Origin of the sequence: Acetatifactor muris (assembly GCF_024623325.1) — a bacterium.
GTDB classification, from domain to species: domain Bacteria; phylum Bacillota; class Clostridia; order Lachnospirales; family Lachnospiraceae; genus Acetatifactor; species Acetatifactor muris.
Genome location: NZ_JANJZD010000007.1, coordinates 201,915 through 220,150, shown reverse-complemented (window position 1 = coordinate 220,150; position 18,236 = coordinate 201,915). Strand labels below are relative to the sequence as shown.

Below are 18,236 nucleotides of genomic sequence, written 5' to 3'. Positions count from 1 at the left end.
GGCAAGGTAGAATTGCCCGACTAAAGCCCGACCCGTCCGGCAGTCAGCCGGACAGGGAACGGCAAAATTTTTTACACTTCTTTTACTTCTTTATCTCACATGAGCAAAATCACAGGGCATGAAACAGCTTATGGCGGGCGGCGGCGTTGCCCTTATCGGCATGACCCTTGTACCCCTGCTTTCCGGGCTGTTCGGCTAAAAAGCGCGGGTAAGAGCCTATGCAGAGCATACTTGACGCGATCACGGAATGGATAAAGGAAATCCTCATAGGAGCCATTAACGGGAACCTGTCAACTATGTTCGGGGACGTAAACGAGAAAGTCGGCACTATCGCCGCCGAGGTAGGGCAGACCCCGCAGGGGTGGAACGCGGGCATTTTCAGCATGATACGCTCATTATCGGAAAATGTCATTGTCCCCATAGCGGGGCTTGTCATTACTTACGTCCTATGCGTGGAGCTAATCAGCATGGTAACGGAAAAGAACAATATGCACGACGTTGACACATTTATGTTTTTCAAGTGGTTTTTCAAGGCGTGGGTGGCGGTGTACCTTGTCACCCACACCTTTGATATTACTATGGCAGTCTTTGACGTTGCGCAGCACGTCGTTTCCGGCGCGGCGGGGGTGATAAGCGGCAGCACAGAAATTGACGTTGCCGCCGCCCTTGCTTCCATGCAGGAGGGGCTTGACGCAATGGAAATCCCCGAACTTTTATTGCTGGTTATGGAAACAAGCCTTGTGAGCCTTTGCATGAAAATCATGTCCGTACTGATAACCGTTGTCCTCTACGGCAGAATGATAGAAATTTACCTTTACTGTTCCGTGTCGCCTATCCCATTTGCAACAATGACAAATAAAGAGTGGGGGCAGATCGGCAACAACTACTTAAAAGCCCTGTTCGCTATCGGCTTTCAAGGCTTCCTCATTATGGTGTGCGTCGGCATTTACGCGGTGCTGGTGAACAACATAACAGTGGCAGACAACCTACACAGCGCGATATTTTCCCTTGCTGCCTATACGGTGATCCTCTGCTTTTCCCTGTTCAAGTCCGGCGCACTTGCAAAGTCAATCTTTTCAGCGCACTAAAGGCGTGTCAAGGGCAGGGTGGAGATTTTCAGAGCGAAGCGGCGAAAATACGACCCGACCTTGACGCGGGAGGAACCCATAGAATAGGGACAGGCAAAGGGCATAACTTGACCTTTGCCTTGATTACCCTTTATGGGGCTTAAAAGGAAGCACACGGAAAGGAGGGACGAAACACCATTGAAAAGAAATACGGCATAATCTACGCCGATCCCCCGTGGAAGTACGCACAGAAGCGGCTTTCCGGCGCGGCAGAACACCACTACCCGACCATGAGCATAGAGGAACTTTGCGCGCTTCCCGTGGCTGACCTTGCGGCAGAGGACAGCGCACTTTTCTTGTGGGCGACATTCCCACAGCTTCCCGAAGCCCTGCGGCTTATCAAGGCTTGGGGCTTTTCCTTTAAGACCGCCGCCTTTGTATGGCTGAAACTCAATAAAAAGTCCTACACATGGTTTTACGGCTTGGGATTTTGGACGCGGGGAAACGCGGAACTCTGCCTGTTTGCCACACGGGGACACCCAAAGAGAAAATCGGCGGGTATTCATCAATTCATTATCTCCCCCATAGAGCAGCACAGCAAAAAGCCGGACATAACGCGGGAAAAAATCATTGCCCTTATGGGCGACATTCCCCGGATAGAGCTTTTCGCAAGGCAGGAAACGGCGGGCTGGGACACATGGGGGAATGAAACAAAAAACAGCATAGAGCTTTGACGGAAAGGAGGTTTTCGGTATGGCGTATGTACCCGTACCAAAGGATTTATCAAAGATAAAAACAAAAGTCGCTTTCAACCTCACGAAGCGGCAGATCGTTTGTTTCGCGGCAGCACTCATTACAGGCTTGCCGCTTTTTTTCTTGCTAAAGGACAGCGCGGGAACCAGCGCGGCGGCATTTGTGATGATTGTCGTCATGCTGCCCTGCTTCCTCATGGCAATGTACGAGAAACACGGACAGCCCCTTGAAACCGTGGTGAAAAACATCATACAGACAAAATTTGTCCGACCAAAGGAGCGACCCTATCAGACACAGAATTTATACGCTGTCTTGGAAAGGCAGCGGAAACTGGAAAAGGAGGTATCAGCGATTGTCAAAGGAACCAACCAAAGGCGGCGCACCGGGAAAAAGCCCCGGAACTAAGGCGAAGCGGAAACTGACCCGCAGCGAGAAGAAACAGATCGCCGCCGCAATCAGACAGGCAAAGGGGGACGGAAAGGCGCACACCGCCCAGCAGACAATCCCCTACATCAACCTGTACCCGGACGGGATATGCCGGATAACGGAAAAGAAATACAGCAAGAGCATTGTCTACGAGGATATAAACTACCAGCTTGCACAGGCAGACGACAAGACCGCCATTTTTGAAAACTGGTGCGACTTCCTCAACTACTTTGACGCTTCTGTATCGGTGCAGCTCTCTTTCATCAATCAAGGGACACAGCGGGAGGAAGCGGAAAAAGCAATCAACATTCCGGCGCAGGACGACGCTTTCAACTCTATCCGCACCGAATACGGGGATATGTTAAAAAGCCAGCTTTCCAAAGGGAACAACGGGCTTGTGAAGCACAAATATATCACGTTCAGTATTGAAGCGGACAACATGAGCGCGGCAAAATCCCGGCTTTCCCGTATTGAAACGGACATACTGAACAATTTCAAGGTGCTGGGAGTATCTGCCCGACCGCAGACAGGCTATGAACGGTTACAGACCATGCACGGGGTATTCCACCCGGAGGGGGAGCCGTTCAACTTTGATTTCTCATGGCTTGCCCCGTCCGGGCTTACCACAAAGGACTTTATCGCCCCGCCCTCATTCCGTTTTGGCGAGGGGCGGTATTTCCGCATGGGGCGCAAGATCGGCGCGGTATCGTTCTTACAGATACTTGCGCCGGAGTTAAACGACCGCATTTTAGCGGATATGTTAGACCTTGAAACAGGCGTGATTGTCAACCTGCATATCCACAGTATCGACCAGACAGAAGCCATTAAGACGGTCAAGCGCAAAATCACCGACCTTGACAAAATGAAAATCGAGGAACAGAAGAAAGCCGTCCGCGCAGGGTACGACATGGATATAATCCCGTCCGACCTTGCCACGTTTGGCGGCGAAGCGAAAAATCTCTTGCAGGACTTACAGAGCCGCAATGAAAGAATGTTCCTCTTGACTTTCCTTGTGGTGAACATGGCAGACACAAAAAGAAAGCTGGAAAATGACATTTTCGCGGCGGCGGGGATTGCACAGAAATATAACTGCGCCCTCACCCGGCTTGACTACCAGCAGGAAGCGGGGTTTATGTCAAGCGTCCCTATCGGTGAGAACCTTATCCCCATTCAAAGGGGACTGACAACCAGCAGCACGGCAATCTTTATTCCCTTTATCACGCAGGAGCTTTTTCAGAGGGGCGCAAGCCTTTACTATGGGCTGAACGCTCTTTCCAACAACATGATACTTTGCGACCGCAAGCAGCTTAAAAATCCCAATGGCTTAATCTTGGGAACGCCGGGAAGCGGAAAATCCTTTGCGGCAAAGCGGGAAATGACAAACGCTTTCCTCATTACGGACGACGACATTATTATCTGCGACCCGGAAGCCGAGTATTACCCCCTTGTGCAAAGATTACAGGGACAGGTGATAAGGCTTTCTCCCACCAGCCCGCACTACGTCAACCCTATGGATATAAACCTCAACTATTCCGAGGACGACAACCCGCTTGCGCTGAAAAGCGATTTTATCCTCTCCCTTTGTGAGCTGATCGTCGGCGGCAAGGAGGGCTTGCAGCCCGTGGATAAGACTGTCATTGACCGCGCTGTTAGGAACGTGTACCGTCCTTTCCTTGCTTCCCCCGACCCGGCAAAAATGCCGATTTTGGGCGACCTTTACGACGAGCTTTTGAAGCAGCCGGAGCCGGAAGCGGCGCGTATCGCGGCGGCGTTGGAGCTTTACGTTTCCGGGAGCCTTAACGTCTTTAACCACAGGACAAATGTAGAGCTTAACAACCGCCTTGTCTGCTTTGATATTAAACAGCTTGGGAAGCAGCTCAAAAAGCTGGGTATGCTGATTGTTCAAGATCAAGTGTGGAACCGCGTCACCGTGAACCGGGCGGCGAAGAAGTCCACGCGGTATTTCATGGACGAATTTCACCTGTTACTGAAAGACGAGCAGACCGCCGCTTACAGCGTCGAAATCTGGAAGCGTTTCAGAAAATGGGGCGGCATACCCACCGCGATCACGCAGAACGTGAAAGACCTCTTGGCAAGCCGGGAAGTGGAAAATATCTTTGAGAACAGCGATTTTGTCCTCATGCTCAATCAAGCGGCGGGCGACCGGGCTATCCTTGCGAAGCAGCTCAACATCTCCCCGCAGCAAATGAGCTACGTCACCCATTCCGAAGCGGGCGAGGGGCTTTTATTTTATGGAAATGTCATTCTGCCCTTTGTAGACCGTTTCCCCAAAGATACCGAGCTGTACCGTGTTATGACGACGAAGCCGGAGGAAGTGGGCGGCGCGTAACCCGCAGATTATTTTATCAGCCTTGCGCCCTCTTGGGGGCGCAGTTTGGAGGTGAACCACCATGAAGCAGTACAAAGCCCGCGACAAGATCACGCAGAAAATGACCCGTGACGGGGCTATCGAGGTAAACGCGGCGACCGGGAAACAAAAGCGTATCAGCAAACGGGCGCGGGAAGCTACCTTACTGAAAACGCCGGAGCAACAGGCAGCACAGGACGCACAGGCAGCGCAGCCCATACCGGGCAATCCCGCGCCGGACATATCCCCCAATGCGCCGCCCCTGCCCCATGCGCCGGGGACGGAAGCCGCACAGGACACGGGAACCGCCGAGCGCGTCTTAGAGCATATCGACGGGGCGCACACCCGCAGAGCCAGCAAAAAGGCAGCACGGAAAGCACAGGCAGAAGCCGAAAGCCGCGCCCGCACTTCCCGGCTGCAATTCACCGAGGAAGAACGGGCAACGCCGGAGCTGCAACCCTATATCAAGAAATCCGACAAAGCCGCTGACAGGCTGGACGAAGCAAGGGCGAAAATCCCAAAGGAAAAGAAACTTGTAAGGGAACGCACCTTTGACGAAGCCACCGGGAAAGGCAAGACCCGCCTACGTTTCGAGGAACGGGAAAAGCCGCAGAACTACGGCAGCCCCCACAAGAACCCGCTTTCCCGCCCCACGCAGGAAGCGGGTATTTTCGTCCATAACAAGATACATTCCGTGGAAAAGGACAATTCCGGCGTGGAGGGTGCGCACAAATCCGAGGAAACCGCCGAAAAAGCCGCGAAGTACGGGGCGCGGAAAGTCAAGGAGGGCTACCGCAGCCATAAGCTCAAACCCTACCGGGCGGCGGCAAAGGCTGAAAAGGCGGCGCAGAAAGCAAACGCCAACTATCTCTACCAAAAGGCACTCCATGACAACCCGCAGATCGCCGCGTCAAATCCATTCTCCCGGTATATGCAGAAGCAGCGCATTAAAAAGCAGTATGCAAAGACCGTCAAGGCACAGGGCGCAAAGTCTGTCAAGAACGCAGCGGAGAACACAAGAAAAGCCGCCAAAAAGACCGCCGAGGGAACCAAAAAGGCAATCGCATTTGTCGGGCGACACCCGGCGGGTGTCTGTATCGCCATAGGTGCGCTGCTGCTTTTCATTATGATTTCTTCCGCATTATCTTCTTGTGGGGCTATGTTTTCCGGCATGATTAACGGCATTGTCGGGACTTCCTACACGTCGGAGGACGCGGATTTAGTCGCCGTGGAAAACAACTATGCGGCACTGGAAACGGACTTGCAGCGCAGGATTGACAATATCGAGCGCGACAACCCCGGCTATGACGAGTACCGCTATGACCTTGACAGTATCGGGCATAACCCCCATGAATTAGCGTCCTATCTGACCGCGCTTTTACAGACCTACACCCCGGCGACGGCACAGGCAGAAATACAGCGTATCTTTGAACTTCAATATACCCTCACTCTGACGGAGGAAGTGGAAATACGTTACCGCACAGAAACAAGCACAGACCCGGACACCGGGGAAACCACCACCGAGGAAGTCCCCTATGAGTATTTTATCCTCAATATTAAGCTGGAGAACAAACCCATATCCGAGCTTGCGCCGGGACTGCTTACCCCGGAGCAGCTTGAAATGTTCCGTGTCTATCTGGAAACCAGCGGAAACAAGCCCCTTATTTTCGGCGGCGGTTCCCCGGACGGGAACCCGTCGGAGGATTTAAGCGGGGTGCAGCTTGTAAACGGCACACGCCCCGGAAATACCGCCGTGGTAGACCGGGCAAAGTCACAGGTAGGCAATGTAGGGGGACAGCCCTATTGGAGCTGGTACGGCTTCAACAGCCGCGTGGAATGGTGCGCCTGTTTCGTTTCATGGTGTTACAATCAAGCCGGGAAAAGCGAGCCGCGCTTTGCCGCGTGCCAGTCACAGGGCGTACCGTGGTTCCAGTCACGGGGGCAATGGGGCGCAAGGGGCTATGAGAATATCGCCCCCGGCGACGCGATCTTTTTCGATTGGGACGGGGACGGGAGCGCAGACCATGTGGGGCTTGTAATCGGCACGGACGGGCAGCGCGTTTACACCGTCGAGGGCAATTCCGGCGACGCTTGCAAGATAAAAAGCTATCCCCTTGACTATGGCTGTATCAAAGGGTACGGCTTGATGAATTGGAACTGAACACATTTTTTGACTATGAAAGGAGTTTTACACTATGGCAGCAAACAAGATTGACCGTATCAACCGGGAGATTGAAAAGACCCGCGAGAAGATCACCGAGTATCAGAACAAGCTCAAAGGGCTGGAAGCGCAGAAAACCGAAGCGGAGAATTTGCAGATCGTCCAGCTTGTGCGCTCTATGCGGCTTTCCCCGCAGGAGCTTACCGCCATGCTGCAAAACGGGGCAATCCCCGGCATGACCCCCGCGCCCGCTTCTTACGGCGCAGATAATGACGAACAGGAGGAAAACGAAAATGAAGAATAAGAAAACCCTTAAAATGCTTTTGACCCTTTGCGCCGCCCTTATCCTCATGGGCGGCTTTTCCGTCACCGCCTACGCGCAGACCCCGGAGGGGCAGGACGACGCGACCGACGACAGCGGCGTTGTCTACGAGGAACCCGAAAAGGAAGAACCCCTCACCCCGGACGGGAACGCGACGCTGGTTGACGATTTCGGCGGCAACAAGCAGCTTATCACCGTGACGACAAAAAACGGAAATTACTTTTATATCCTCATTGACCGGGACGACGAGGGCGAGAACACCGTGCATTTCCTCAATCAAGTGGACGAAGCCGACCTTATGGCACTTATGGAGGACGGGAACACGAAAACAGAGCCGCCCGCCGTTTGCATTTGTACCGATAAATGCGAAGCCGGGAAAGTAAATGTAAGCTGCCCCGTTTGTAAGGACAACATGACCGCTTGCAGCGGCAAGGCAGCGGAGCCGGAACAAGGCGAGCCGGAGGAACCAAAGGAGAAGAAAACAGGCACGGGCGGGCTGCTGCTCTTTCTGATCGTCGCCATTGCCGGGGGCGGGGGCGCGTTCTACTACTTTAAGATTATGAAGCCCAAACAGGACGTAAAGGGCGGCACAGACCTTGACGATTTCGATTTTGACGATTACGACGAGCCGGAACCCGACGACGAAGCCGGGGACGACGGGGAAACGGAGGACGAGGAAGCATGACCCTGTTCACCGACAACCCCTTAGAAAGAATGATGATACAGAAACCGGGCGACGGGCGGCGTGGAAAATCGCCGCCCGCTTCCATTCCCCCGCGCTGCAAGGGCTGTCCCTACAACCGGGAGCCGCCTTGTGTGGGGTATTGTATCAAGAAGCTGACAGAGAAGAAAACCACGGGAAAATGAAAGGAGGATTTTTAAGTGCAGTTAGTCATTGCAGAAAAGCCCAGCGTCGCGGCAAGTATCGCCGCCGCGCTTGGCGTTAAGGAAAAGAAAGACGGATATATCGAGGGCGGGGGCTACCTCATTTCTTGGTGTGTCGGTCATTTGGTGGAGCTTGCGGAAGCTGCCGCCTATGGTGAGCAGTATAAAAAGTGGAGCTATGAGAGCTTACCCATTCTGCCGGAGGAATGGCAGTACACCGTCGCCGCCGATAAGGGGAAACAATTCAAAACCTTAAAGGAGCTTATGCACCGCGCCGACGTTTCCGAAGTGGTGAACGCCTGCGACGCTGGACGCGAGGGGGAATTGATTTTCCGCTTTGTGTATGGCGTGGCACAGTGTAACAAGCCTATGCGCCGCTTGTGGATTTCCTCAATGGAGAACGCAGCGATCAAGGCGGGCTTTGCAGACCTTAAAGACGGGCGGGACTATGACGCGCTCTATGCTTCCGCATTGTGCAGGGCAAAGGCTGACTGGATCATTGGTATCAACGCGACGCGCCTTTTCTCCTGCCTGTATCACAAGACCTTGAACGTGGGGCGGGTACAGACCCCCACACTGAAAATGCTGGTTGACCGGGGCGAAGCGATCTCCCATTTCAAGAAAGAAAAATACTACCATGTGCGCCTTGACTTATCCGGCGCGGAAGCAGCCAGCGAAAGGATTTCGGATAAACCGGGAGCCGACACACTGAAAGCGGCTTGTGAAGCGGAAACGGCGGTTTGTGTTTCCCTCACTAAAGAGAAAAAGACCGCCGCCCCGCCGAAGCTCTTTGACCTCACTTCCTTACAGCGGGAAGCCAATAAAATCTACGGCTACACGGCGAAGCAGACCCTTGACCTTGCGCAGACCTTGTATGAAAAACGGCTGCTTACCTACCCCCGGACAGACAGCGCATTTCTGACCGACGACATGGGGGACACGGCGGCAAAGACTGTTACCATGTTATCCGGGAAACTGCCTTTTATGGAGGGTGCAGAAATTACCCCGGACGTTTCCCGGACGCTTGACAGCAGCAAAGTTTCAGACCACCACGCCATTATCCCCACTATGGAGCTTGCAAAGACCGACCCTGCCGCCCTGCCGGAAAGTGAAAGGAATATCCTCACCCTTGCCGGGGCGCGTCTTATTTTCGCTGCCGCCGAGCCGCATATCTTTGAAGCGGTCACGGCGGTTTTCTCATGCGCCGGTACGGAGTTTACGGCGCGGGGAAAGACAGTGCTTGCGGGCGGCTGGAAAGAGCTTGAACGCCGCTACCGGGCAACCCTCAAAGGCAAGCCCGACCCGGAGGATATGGAGGAAGAAAACACCCTGCCGGAGCTTTCCGAGGGACAGAGCTTTGAACACCCCACGGCAAAGGTAACGGAGCATTTCACAACGCCGCCGAAGCCCCACAACGAAGCAACTTTGCTTTCGGCAATGGAACGCGCCGGGAACGGGGACACCGACCCGGACGCGGAACGCCGGGGGCTTGGCACACCCGCCACCCGCGCCGCCGTCATTGAAAAACTGGTGAAGTCCGGCTTTGCAGAGCGCAAGGGAAAGCAGCTTATCCCCACACAGAACGGAGCCGCCCTTGTGTCTGTCCTGCCGGATATGCTGACTTCCCCGCAGCTTACCGCCCAATGGGAAAACAATCTGACGCAGATCGCAAAGGGAGCCGCCGACGCTGGGGAGTTTATGCAGCGCATTGAAGCTATGGCGCGGGAGCTGGTAAAGGAAAACACCGCCGCCGACAAAGGCAAGGCGGCTTTCACGGGCGGGGAGGAAAAGCCCTCTGTCGGGAAATGCCCCCGGTGCGGTTCTCCCGTCCATGAGGGCAAGAAGAATTTCTACTGCTCTAACCGGGATTGCGCCTTTACCATGTGGAAAAACGACCGTTTCTTTGAGGAAAGGAAAGTTACCTTTACCCCGAAGATTGCCGCCGCCCTCTTAAAATCCGGCAAGGCGAATGTCAAGGGCTTATATTCCCCGAAAACAGGCAAAACCTATGACGGAAGCATTGTTTTAGCTGATACGGGCGGGAAGTATGTCAACTACAAGATAGAGATACCGAAGAAAAAATAAGTTCCGTAGCAAGCATAGGAAAAGAGTACCCTTTTCCGTAAATCCCCTTTCGACGCTAACGCGCCGGACGGGGATTTTGCTTGTTGGGAAGTGTCCCAAACCCTCTAAAAAAGCATTAAAAATCTTGGCAGGACGCACCGCCCGCCGTAGTACGGGGCGAACCAAAAAAGCGCGGCGGTGCGCCGCCATTTCAGAAAGGAGCGAATGAATGGAGAAGAAAAAAGGCTATTCCATGTTTGTCAAGGACAAGTTAGACCCGGCTGACAGTATGCGGATAGAGCGAAAAATTTATTTTGAGGAACAGACCGCCGACCTTTCCGGGCTTACCGCTTTGCCCTTAGAACAGTTACAGGCATTGCGGGAGGAATACGCGGCGGCTGAAAAGTCGGCGTTTGAAGCCTTGCAGGAACAGGCGGCGGCATGGGACGAACAGGCGGGAAAGACGCTTGCCATTGACAAAGCCATTGAATATGTGAGGACACCCGAAGTCAAGCATACCGCGAACCAGTGGGAAGCTACGGACTACGGGAAGCACATCAGCAACCGCGTCTACCAAATGCGCTACCACATATCCGAGAATACCCGGTATGACAGGGAAAAAGAGAAATCCATTCCCTACTCATGGACGCTTTCTTGGAGCATTTACACCAACAGCCCCCACAATTACGGACAGGCAAAGATCGCCGGACAGGAAAGGAAAGTTTTTGCGGACAAGGCGGCTATGGAAAAGTATCTGAATGGACGTATCAAGGCATACGCCCATTTATTTACCGAAATATCGCCCTCTATCCCGAAAGAGTACGCCGAGCAGTTCAAAGTAAACGGGCAGCTTTTACCCGGTTATTCCATTGAGGGGGAGGAACGGACGCAGCCCGGACAGGAAGCCGGAAAGACAGACCCAGCCCCCGCAGAACAGGCGGCGGAGCAGACCACCGGGCAGAGAAAGGAGCGTGACCCAATGAATGAGCAGTTTTCAATCCTTATCGACAGCCGCACCCGTTTTGAAACCGGGAAACCGGGCGGCGCGTGGCTTTCCATGCCGACCACCACGGAGCAGCTTCACGCCGCTATGAGAAGCGTCGGCATTACCGCAGACAACCCGCAGGACTTTTTCATCAACGGTTTTGCAAACACCGAGAAGCAGCCTTTTGACGTGCCGCTTTCCGTGATACAGGGCAGCACCATTGACGAGCTGAATTATTTAGGCAAGCTTTTAGAAATGCAAAGCGACGAGGACAAGGACAAATTCACGGCGGCGGTAACGCTGGGGGAACACGCCGGGAGCGTGAAAGACCTTATCAACCTTGCACAGAACCTTGACTGCTACTGGATATACCCTGCTGTCCGAACCGAAGCCGACTACGGCTATTACCTCATTGACGAGCTGGACGAATTGGAGCTGCCCGAAGAAGCAAAGAAGTATTTCAAGTACGAGGAATACGGGCGGGATGCGGTTCAGAAAGATAAAGGGCAGTTTACCAATCAAGGCTATATCTACAACAACGGCAACACCTTTTCACAGTGGTACAACGGGCGGGACAATGACATACCGAAAGAATACAAGGTTATGAGCTTCCCGGAGCCGGAACGCCCTACCCCGGAGAAATCGGATTTTGAAGCGGCAGCGGAACCCGTTTTTGAGCCGCGCCCGGTTGCCCCGATTATCCTTACTTCCAAAAATTCCACCGACAAAATGAAAGAAATCACAGACCGTTTGGAGCATGGAATTATGGGGGTATTTGAAAATGGGCGGTACACCGATTATCTGCAAACCTTATCAAAGTTCCATAATTACAGCTTTAACAACACCGTACTGATTGCCATGCAGGGCGGTACGTTTGTCAAAGGCTACCAGCAATGGAAAAAGGAATTTGACCGCCATGTAAAGCCCGACGAGAAATCTATCAAGATACTTGCACCGTCCCCCTACATAGTCAAGCGGGAGGTTGAAAAGATTGACCCGCAAACCCAAAAGCCCATAATCGGCAAAGACGGGAAGCCCGTCACGGAAACAAAGGAAATCCAAATCCCCGCCTTTAAGATAGTGTCTGTTTTTGACGTATCACAGACCGAGGGGAAAGAGATACCGGGCATTACGGATAACGAATTGACGGGCGACGTGGAGCAATACCGGGACTTTTTTACCGCCCTTGAAAGGACTTCCCCCTTTGCTATGGGCTTTGAAGCGTTGGAGGGTACAGTAAAGGGACGCTGCTTTTATGACGGGCAGCGCATAGCGATCAACGAGGGAATGAGCGAGCTTCAGAACGTAAAGACCGCTATCCATGAGATCGCCCACGCGACGCTGCACAACATAGACCGGGACGCGCCGGAACGCCCCGACCGAAGCACAAGGGAGGTACAGGCGGAAAGTATCGCTTACACCGTATGCCAGCACTACGGGCTTGACACGTCCGACTACTCTTTCAATTACATTGCCACATGGAGCAGCGGGCGGGAGCTTGCAGAGCTGAAAAAATCCCTTGCCACAATCCGCAGCACCGCCGCCGAGCTGATTAACACCATTGACGGGCATTTAGCGGAAATCAGAAAAGAACGGGAAGCGGAGAAAGCACAGGAAGCTGAAAAAGAGCCGACACCCGACCTTTCGGCAGAGCCAACGGTCACAATCCTTTGGAGTGAAAGCAGCCAGCTACGGGAGGGCGAAACAATCCCCCTGTCCCGTGCCGATACCCTGTTTGCGGTGCTGGACGAAGCCAGCCTTGATACGCCCCGTTATTTCAAGACGAGATTTCAGATTGATTATGTAATGAACGGAAAGCCCGACCATTACGAGGGGCAACAGGATTTTGGCGACGGGGACGGTTCCCTTATGGAGCATATCGAACAGCACCATACCTTTTATCTGAACGATAAAGAGTGGGAAAACTACCTTTTACAGCATGAGGGCAAGGAAGCACTGGAAGCCGACAAGGAACAGCGGGCAATGCTGCTGAATGAGTTTATCCCCTATCTGAAACTGCATTGCAGTTTATCCGAAATGGAGCGTATCGCCGGAGGAGCCTTGTTAGCCGGGGAGAGCCTTACCCCAACGGAAACCGCCTACCATACCGCCATGCAAGCCTACGTTGCCGAGTGCCGGGGGCTTATCAATCAAGGCGAATACCATTTGCCGCCCGTCCCACAGCTCAAAGATTTTGACGTGGAGCTTGCCGCCTACAAGGAACACGTCAAGGCAGAAATCGCACAGGAAGCGGCAGACGCGGGAATGACCGTGGAGGAATACGCCGCTAATGGGTATGAGCCTTACACCACGCCGGAGCCGGAAGCAACGCAGACCGCCGAACCGCAGGAGCCGGGAGAACCCAAAGCACAGGAAAAGCCGCAGGAGCCGGAAAGCACCGCTTCCGAAAAGGCAGACACACCGGAACAGGCAGAGCCAACCACCAGCGAAGCGGCGCAGACTTCTACCCCGGAGCCGACGGAAACAACGGTTACATACTACCCGATCAATGAGAACGCCGCCCGTCATGCGAATACGGTAAATAGTTTTTATGATTACAAGCCCGGAAGCGCAACGGCAGAATACCGCCGCTATGTAGACGAAGCCGCCGAGATTGCCGCAAGGCAGAAAAAGCGTGTTGACCCCTCTTTCCATGAACGGATTGACGGGCTGCTTGACGCTTACGCCCGGAAACTGGCGGCAAACATGAATAAGGGCTATGAAATCGCAGGGCGCGTCCCCTCTATCCTTATTGCCGGGGGAAGCAATTTCCCTGTCCGTAAAAAGGAGAAGCAGAACGCCGCCGCAGATAAGAACATGGAGGAATACCGGGAGATACAGGGCTTGCTTGACAAAATCCGCAGTACGGGCATGGGTGGTATCAGTGCTGACGACCCCAACGCCGTTTCTAAGCTGGAAAGCAAACTTGCAAAGTTGGAAGCCTTGCAGGAAACCATGAAAGCGGTCAACGCCTACTACCGCAAGCATAAGACCCTTGACGGCTGCCCCCATTTATCCCCGGAGCAGATCGAAAAGCTGAAAGCGTCCATGTCCGGCAGCTACCGGGCGAACCCGAAACCTTTTGAGAGCTACCAGCTATCCAACAACAACGCGGAAATCCACAGGCTGAAAAACCGCATTACCGCCCTTACCCGGAGGAAAGAGCTTGGATATGTGGGCTGGGAGTTTGACGGGGGACGTGTGGAAGCCAACACAGCCGATAACCGCTTGCAGATTTTCTTTGATGAAAAGCCGGATAAGGAGATACGGGAGGAACTCAAAGGGAACGGCTTCCGCTATGCGCCCAGCGCGGAAGCATGGCAGCGGCAGCTAAACGACAATGCGATCTACGCCGCCGACTGTATCAAGTGCATACAGCCCCTTACCGGGGAACGCCCCACCGAGTTACAGAAGCGGGCAAGGCAGGAAGCCGCCGCACAGAAAGAAGCCGCACAGGAGCAGCCGCAGGAGGAAGCACAGGGCGCGGAGCCGGGAACCACGGACACGCCGGAGAAACCTTTTGAGCCGGAACGCATTTATAAGGTGCGGCAGAACCCATACAGCGACAGCCCGGAAAACAGCTCTATCTTGCAGGAGTATGTGACACAGGAAAACGGCATGGCAAAGCTGGGGGACATTCTCTACACAGGAACGCCGGAGAAATGCCGGGAGCTTTTGGGGAAGCTGGAAGCCGGGGAGCTGACACAGGGCGAGGTGAAAGAACTTTATGCAAAGGCACAGGAAGCACAGCCCGCAGCCGAGCCGGGACAGGAAACGCCGGAGCCAACCGCCGCAGAGAAAGAGCCGGACAAGGACACCTTTTCTATTTACCAGCTAAAGCGCGGCGACGAAACAAGGGACTACCGCTTTGAACCTTACGACCGCTTACAGGCGGCGGGGCTTTCCGTGGAAGCGGCAAATTATGACCTTATCTATACCGCGCCACTTGCGCCGGATATGACGCTTGAAGATATTTCCGTCCGTTTCAATATCGACCACCCGAAAGATTTTAAGGGACACAGCCTTTCAACCTCTGACGTGGTAGTGCTTCATCAGAACGGACAGGACACCGCCCACTACGCAGACAGTTACGGTTATCGGGAAGTGCCGGAGTTTTTACAGGAGCAGACACCACAGCTTACCCCCGACACCCGAATAACCGGGGAGCAGATCAGAACGCCACGGGGGAGCTTTTCTGTAACCGACATGACCGCCGAGCAAATGCGGGAAGCCGGGTACGGGCTTCACCACACGTCGGAGGACGGGAAGTATCTCATTATGGGGAACGGGACACAGGCGTTTGCGATTGCCGCAGAGCAGCCGGAAAAGGCAAACCCCTTAAAGCACGTCGAGGACGCTATCGAGCAGAACGACAACAATTTTGACGGTATCATCAACAACACGCCCACCCCTACCGCCGACGAGCTGGAAGCAAAGGCGAGAAGCGGCGAGCAGATCTCCCTTGCCGAGTATGCCGCCGCGCTGAAAGCGGATAAGGAACAGGGCAAGAAAGCGGAGCCGGGGAAAAAGCCGGAAAAGAAGCCCTCTATCCGGGCGCAGCTTAAAGCCGACAAGGAACGGGCGGCGCAGAAGAAACAGGCAAGAAGTAAGTCGCAGGACTTGGAAAGGAGCTGACCCTATGGGGAAACGGAATAAATTTGAAAATGTGGACGTGCTGGCTTCCCTTGAAGCCATTCTGAAACAGAACACGGGATTTTATCAGAGCGATTTTGACATTGATAAACAGATCATTGCGGAAAAGGCGGCAAGCCCCAGCAAGGAGGATAAAACCCTCTTGTGGCTTTCCCGCCCGTCCGGGACGTACTGTTTCCGGGAGCGTGACGTTTTCATCAGCGACACCGCCCCGCACAATACATGGCGTTATTACAAGGAGCAGAGCCGCGACCCTATTCTTGCGTATGCCGTGGAACTGACAGGGACAGAGGGCGGGAAGATCAAGGGCAACCTGTATGAGCTGGACTATGAAAAGCACTATGAGCGCGTCAAGGACAATACTCTTGCCGCCGGGACGGTAACACTTGTTTATGAGCATGGGACGCGGGAGCAGCCCGCAGACCGACGCTTTGACGGTTATCCCGACCCCCAGCTTGGGAAGTTTGAACGCTTCGAGGTACAGCCCAAAGACCCGGAAGCCCTGCAATTCCTGTTGTGGGAGGAAAAGGAAAGCCGGGATAAACTGAAACCGGGGGATTTTAAGGAGCATATCGCCGCATTGCATGAGGGCATGATCGAACGGGAAGCGCGGCGCATTGTGGCGGACATGAAAAAGCTGTCTGCCCCCAACAGCCCGGATAAATCTCATTTCATGGTGGAGCTGTCCCCGTCCTTTATGCGGCTTGCTTCCACAAAGGACACGGAACGCCTTTTCTCCATGCTGCCCTATAAGACCCTTGCTTTCTCACAAATCAAGAACAGCTACGGCACATACGCGCTGATCGGCAAGGACGAGAACCGGGACAGGCAGATAAGGAAGCCCCGCCCCTCTGTCCGGGCGCAGCTTGCACAGGACAAAAAGAGAACCGCCCCGAAGAAAGCGGCGGCGAAAACAAAAAATCACGGATTGGAGGTATGAGCATGAACACATATAATAATTTTACGGTTGAGGAAACCAACCTTTTGAGTATCTACATGACAGGCAGCAAGGAGGGGCTTTTGGTGGCTATGAACGCCGCGCTGCCCTTTATGGAGGGGGAAATGCGGGACTTTGCCGCCCGTACCCTTGCCAAAGTAGGGCGCATGACCGAAGCGGAATTTGCGGGGCTTGCCCTTTACCCCGCCGACGAGGTATGAACGACATTAAGCGGCTAACGCCGCCCCAAAGCCGGAAAGTCAACGCCCTTGTGCGCCGGACGTGTTGCAATTATGATAGTGGAAACTGTATCTTGCTGGACGACGGGGACGAGTGCGTATGTCCGCAGCTTATTTCCTATTCCCTGCTCTGTAAATGGTTCCGTATCGCCGTACTGCCCGCAGATAAGGAGCTGTACGCCGAGTTGTACCATGCGGAGGATATGCGGCGGTGTAGCGTGTGCGGCTCACCTTTTGCGTCCAGCTCTAACCGGGCTATTTACTGCCCGGACTGCCGGAAGCGTATCACCCGCAGACAGACCGCCGAGCGCATGAGGAAGCTACGGGCGAATGTGACGCGATAGGGGCGAAATGAGCCTTGATTTATGCGGCTTTCCGGGTGGGAAAATAAGGCGGCAAGGGATTTATACCTTTACCCCCGGAAACGCCGTTCTATTGCGTCACAAACCAATCTCTGCACCCATGAGAAAACCGGGGCGCGGTGGCTATCTGATAGCTGCCGCGTCCCGGCTTTTCTTTTTCTAACACAATACTAATTTTCTTCAAAATATGTTATTATAAGTGCATTAGTCCCTAAAAAACACAACGCAACCTAAATTTTCGCAACCGCAACGGCTGGTTGACACAGATTAAATATGTGTTGGTGGTACGCAACCAGCAATATGTTGTATCTTTTTATTGGAGGTGATAAACATGAATATAGCAGAAAGACTTCAAGAACTGCGTAAAAAAGCAGGCTATTCACAAGAACAAGTTGCTGAAATGCTTGGAATTTCAAGGCAAGCTATTTCAAAATGGGAAAGTGGGCAAGGAAATCCAGAAATTGATAATGTAATTAAACTAACAGAGATTTATCATGTAAGTGCTGATTACATTTTGTTGGGACAAGAAAGCAATGCTATTGTTTCAACTCCCGAAAAAAAGCCGTTAAGTAAAGAAGCCCGGAAAGCAATAGGTATAATATCAATTATAGCAGCAACAGCGATTATTACAGTGCTATTCATTATAGCACTGGGGCTTATGGCAAAGTATGTGTTGTAAAAAAGGAGAATAATTATGGGACTAATAAAAAAAATTATGCTTGTCACTTCATTAGGTATGATAATGCTTACAATGGGAGGTTGCGTTTATTCTAACAATAAAGGGTGGAATGACATGACTTCGGAAGAAAAGCAAGATGTTCGACAAAGTTTTGAAGATATAGAAAGTGATTTAAGACAAGACTTTGCAAGTGATGATATGGGAGATAAATTTGCTTCATTTATTCTTGATACTGTCGAGCAAGCTATTGATAGCGCAGATTAGGCTGAAACAGAGAATAGAATGTGACGCGATAGGGGCGAAATAAGCCTTGATTTATGCGGCTTTCCGGGCTG

The 18,236-nt window shown here is 53.2% G+C and carries 15 protein-coding genes and 1 pseudogene; all 16 read left to right on the top strand.

Annotated features, from left to right (window positions below):
* Positions 1-103: 103 nt before the first annotated feature.
* Positions 104-199, top strand: a pseudogene (locus NSB25_RS29180) (Maff2 family mobile element protein); the annotation flags it as partial.
* Positions 200-218: 19 nt separating this feature from the next.
* Positions 219-1,088: a VirB6/TrbL-like conjugal transfer protein, CD1112 family gene (locus NSB25_RS08935; RefSeq protein ID WP_103239306.1), complete on the top strand. Its 870-nt coding sequence runs from the start codon at positions 219-221 to the stop codon at positions 1,086-1,088.
* Between the two features lie 176 nt (positions 1,089-1,264).
* Positions 1,265-1,801, top strand: coding sequence for an MT-A70 family methyltransferase (locus NSB25_RS08930; protein ID WP_103239305.1), 537 nt, complete (start codon positions 1,265-1,267; stop codon positions 1,799-1,801).
* Positions 1,802-1,820: 19 nt separating this feature from the next.
* Positions 1,821-2,225: a PrgI family protein gene (locus NSB25_RS08925; protein ID WP_072853262.1), complete on the top strand. Its 405-nt coding sequence runs from the start codon at positions 1,821-1,823 to the stop codon at positions 2,223-2,225.
* A complete protein-coding gene (locus NSB25_RS08920; RefSeq protein ID WP_103239304.1) occupies positions 2,173-4,596 on the top strand; it encodes a VirB4-like conjugal transfer ATPase, CD1110 family in 2,424 nt (807 codons plus the stop codon). The genes NSB25_RS08925 and NSB25_RS08920 overlap by 53 nt, the downstream gene beginning before the upstream one ends.
* A 100-nt stretch (positions 4,597-4,696) precedes the next feature.
* Complete coding sequence (locus NSB25_RS08915) at positions 4,697-6,775, top strand: CHAP domain-containing protein (protein ID WP_103239333.1); 2,079 nt, start codon at positions 4,697-4,699, stop codon at positions 6,773-6,775.
* Between the two features lie 34 nt (positions 6,776-6,809).
* On the top strand, positions 6,810-7,079 hold the full coding sequence (locus NSB25_RS08910) for a DUF4315 family protein (protein WP_103239303.1): 270 nt from the start codon (positions 6,810-6,812) through the stop codon (positions 7,077-7,079).
* A complete protein-coding gene (locus tag NSB25_RS08905; RefSeq protein ID WP_103239302.1) occupies positions 7,069-7,782 on the top strand; it encodes a DUF4366 domain-containing protein in 714 nt (237 codons plus the stop codon). Before NSB25_RS08910 ends, NSB25_RS08905 begins: the two co-directional genes overlap by 11 nt.
* Positions 7,779-7,964, top strand: a complete 186-nt coding sequence (locus tag NSB25_RS08900) for a hypothetical protein (RefSeq protein WP_016220889.1) — start codon at positions 7,779-7,781, stop codon at positions 7,962-7,964. The genes NSB25_RS08905 and NSB25_RS08900 overlap by 4 nt, the downstream gene beginning before the upstream one ends.
* 15 nt (positions 7,965-7,979) lie before the next feature.
* Positions 7,980-10,067, top strand: coding sequence for a DNA topoisomerase 3 (locus NSB25_RS08895; protein ID WP_103239301.1), 2,088 nt, complete (start codon positions 7,980-7,982; stop codon positions 10,065-10,067).
* Between the two features lie 208 nt (positions 10,068-10,275).
* Positions 10,276-15,666, top strand: a complete 5,391-nt coding sequence (locus NSB25_RS08890) for a YodL domain-containing protein (protein WP_103239300.1) — start codon at positions 10,276-10,278, stop codon at positions 15,664-15,666.
* Between the two features lie 4 nt (positions 15,667-15,670).
* The gene (locus tag NSB25_RS08885; protein WP_103239299.1) at positions 15,671-16,624 is read left to right on the top strand and encodes a hypothetical protein; all 954 of its coding nucleotides are present in this window, start codon (positions 15,671-15,673) and stop codon (positions 16,622-16,624) included.
* Between the two features lie 2 nt (positions 16,625-16,626).
* Positions 16,627-16,842 carry a transposon-transfer assisting family protein gene (locus tag NSB25_RS08880; protein WP_016292368.1) on the top strand — a complete coding sequence of 72 codons (216 nt, stop codon included), beginning with the start codon at positions 16,627-16,629 and terminating at the stop codon, positions 16,840-16,842.
* Positions 16,839-17,204 (top strand): cysteine-rich VLP domain-containing protein, encoded by a 366-nt coding sequence (locus NSB25_RS08875; RefSeq protein WP_103239298.1) that lies wholly within the window; start codon positions 16,839-16,841, stop codon positions 17,202-17,204. Before NSB25_RS08880 ends, NSB25_RS08875 begins: the two co-directional genes overlap by 4 nt.
* A gap of 349 nt (positions 17,205-17,553) precedes the next feature.
* Positions 17,554-17,901 (top strand): helix-turn-helix domain-containing protein, encoded by a 348-nt coding sequence (locus NSB25_RS08870; protein WP_103239297.1) that lies wholly within the window; start codon positions 17,554-17,556, stop codon positions 17,899-17,901.
* 15 nt (positions 17,902-17,916) lie between these two features.
* Positions 17,917-18,165: a hypothetical protein gene (locus tag NSB25_RS08865; RefSeq protein WP_242982378.1), complete on the top strand. Its 249-nt coding sequence runs from the start codon at positions 17,917-17,919 to the stop codon at positions 18,163-18,165.
* Positions 18,166-18,236 lie beyond the last annotated feature (71 nt).

Excerpts from the sequence above, each read along its gene's own strand:
- NSB25_RS08875 (WP_103239298.1), top strand. The coding sequence starts at position 16,839 with ATGAACGACATTAAGCGGCTAACGCCGCCCCAAAGCCGGAAAGTCAAC.
- NSB25_RS08905 (WP_103239302.1), top strand. The coding sequence starts at position 7,069 with ATGAAGAATAAGAAAACCCTTAAAATGCTTTTGACCCTTTGCGCCGCC.
- NSB25_RS08865 (WP_242982378.1), top strand. The coding sequence starts at position 17,917 with ATGGGACTAATAAAAAAAATTATGCTTGTCACTTCATTAGGTATGATA.
- NSB25_RS08890 (WP_103239300.1), top strand. The coding sequence starts at position 10,276 with ATGGAGAAGAAAAAAGGCTATTCCATGTTTGTCAAGGACAAGTTAGAC.
- NSB25_RS08900 (WP_016220889.1), top strand. The coding sequence starts at position 7,779 with ATGACCCTGTTCACCGACAACCCCTTAGAAAGAATGATGATACAGAAA.
- NSB25_RS08935 (WP_103239306.1), top strand. The coding sequence starts at position 219 with ATGCAGAGCATACTTGACGCGATCACGGAATGGATAAAGGAAATCCTC.
- NSB25_RS08885 (WP_103239299.1), top strand. The coding sequence starts at position 15,671 with ATGGGGAAACGGAATAAATTTGAAAATGTGGACGTGCTGGCTTCCCTT.
- NSB25_RS08925 (WP_072853262.1), top strand. The coding sequence starts at position 1,821 with ATGGCGTATGTACCCGTACCAAAGGATTTATCAAAGATAAAAACAAAA.
- NSB25_RS08870 (WP_103239297.1), top strand. The coding sequence starts at position 17,554 with ATGAATATAGCAGAAAGACTTCAAGAACTGCGTAAAAAAGCAGGCTAT.
- NSB25_RS08880 (WP_016292368.1), top strand. The coding sequence starts at position 16,627 with ATGAACACATATAATAATTTTACGGTTGAGGAAACCAACCTTTTGAGT.
- NSB25_RS08915 (WP_103239333.1), top strand. The coding sequence starts at position 4,697 with ATGACCCGTGACGGGGCTATCGAGGTAAACGCGGCGACCGGGAAACAA.
- NSB25_RS08910 (WP_103239303.1), top strand. The coding sequence starts at position 6,810 with ATGGCAGCAAACAAGATTGACCGTATCAACCGGGAGATTGAAAAGACC.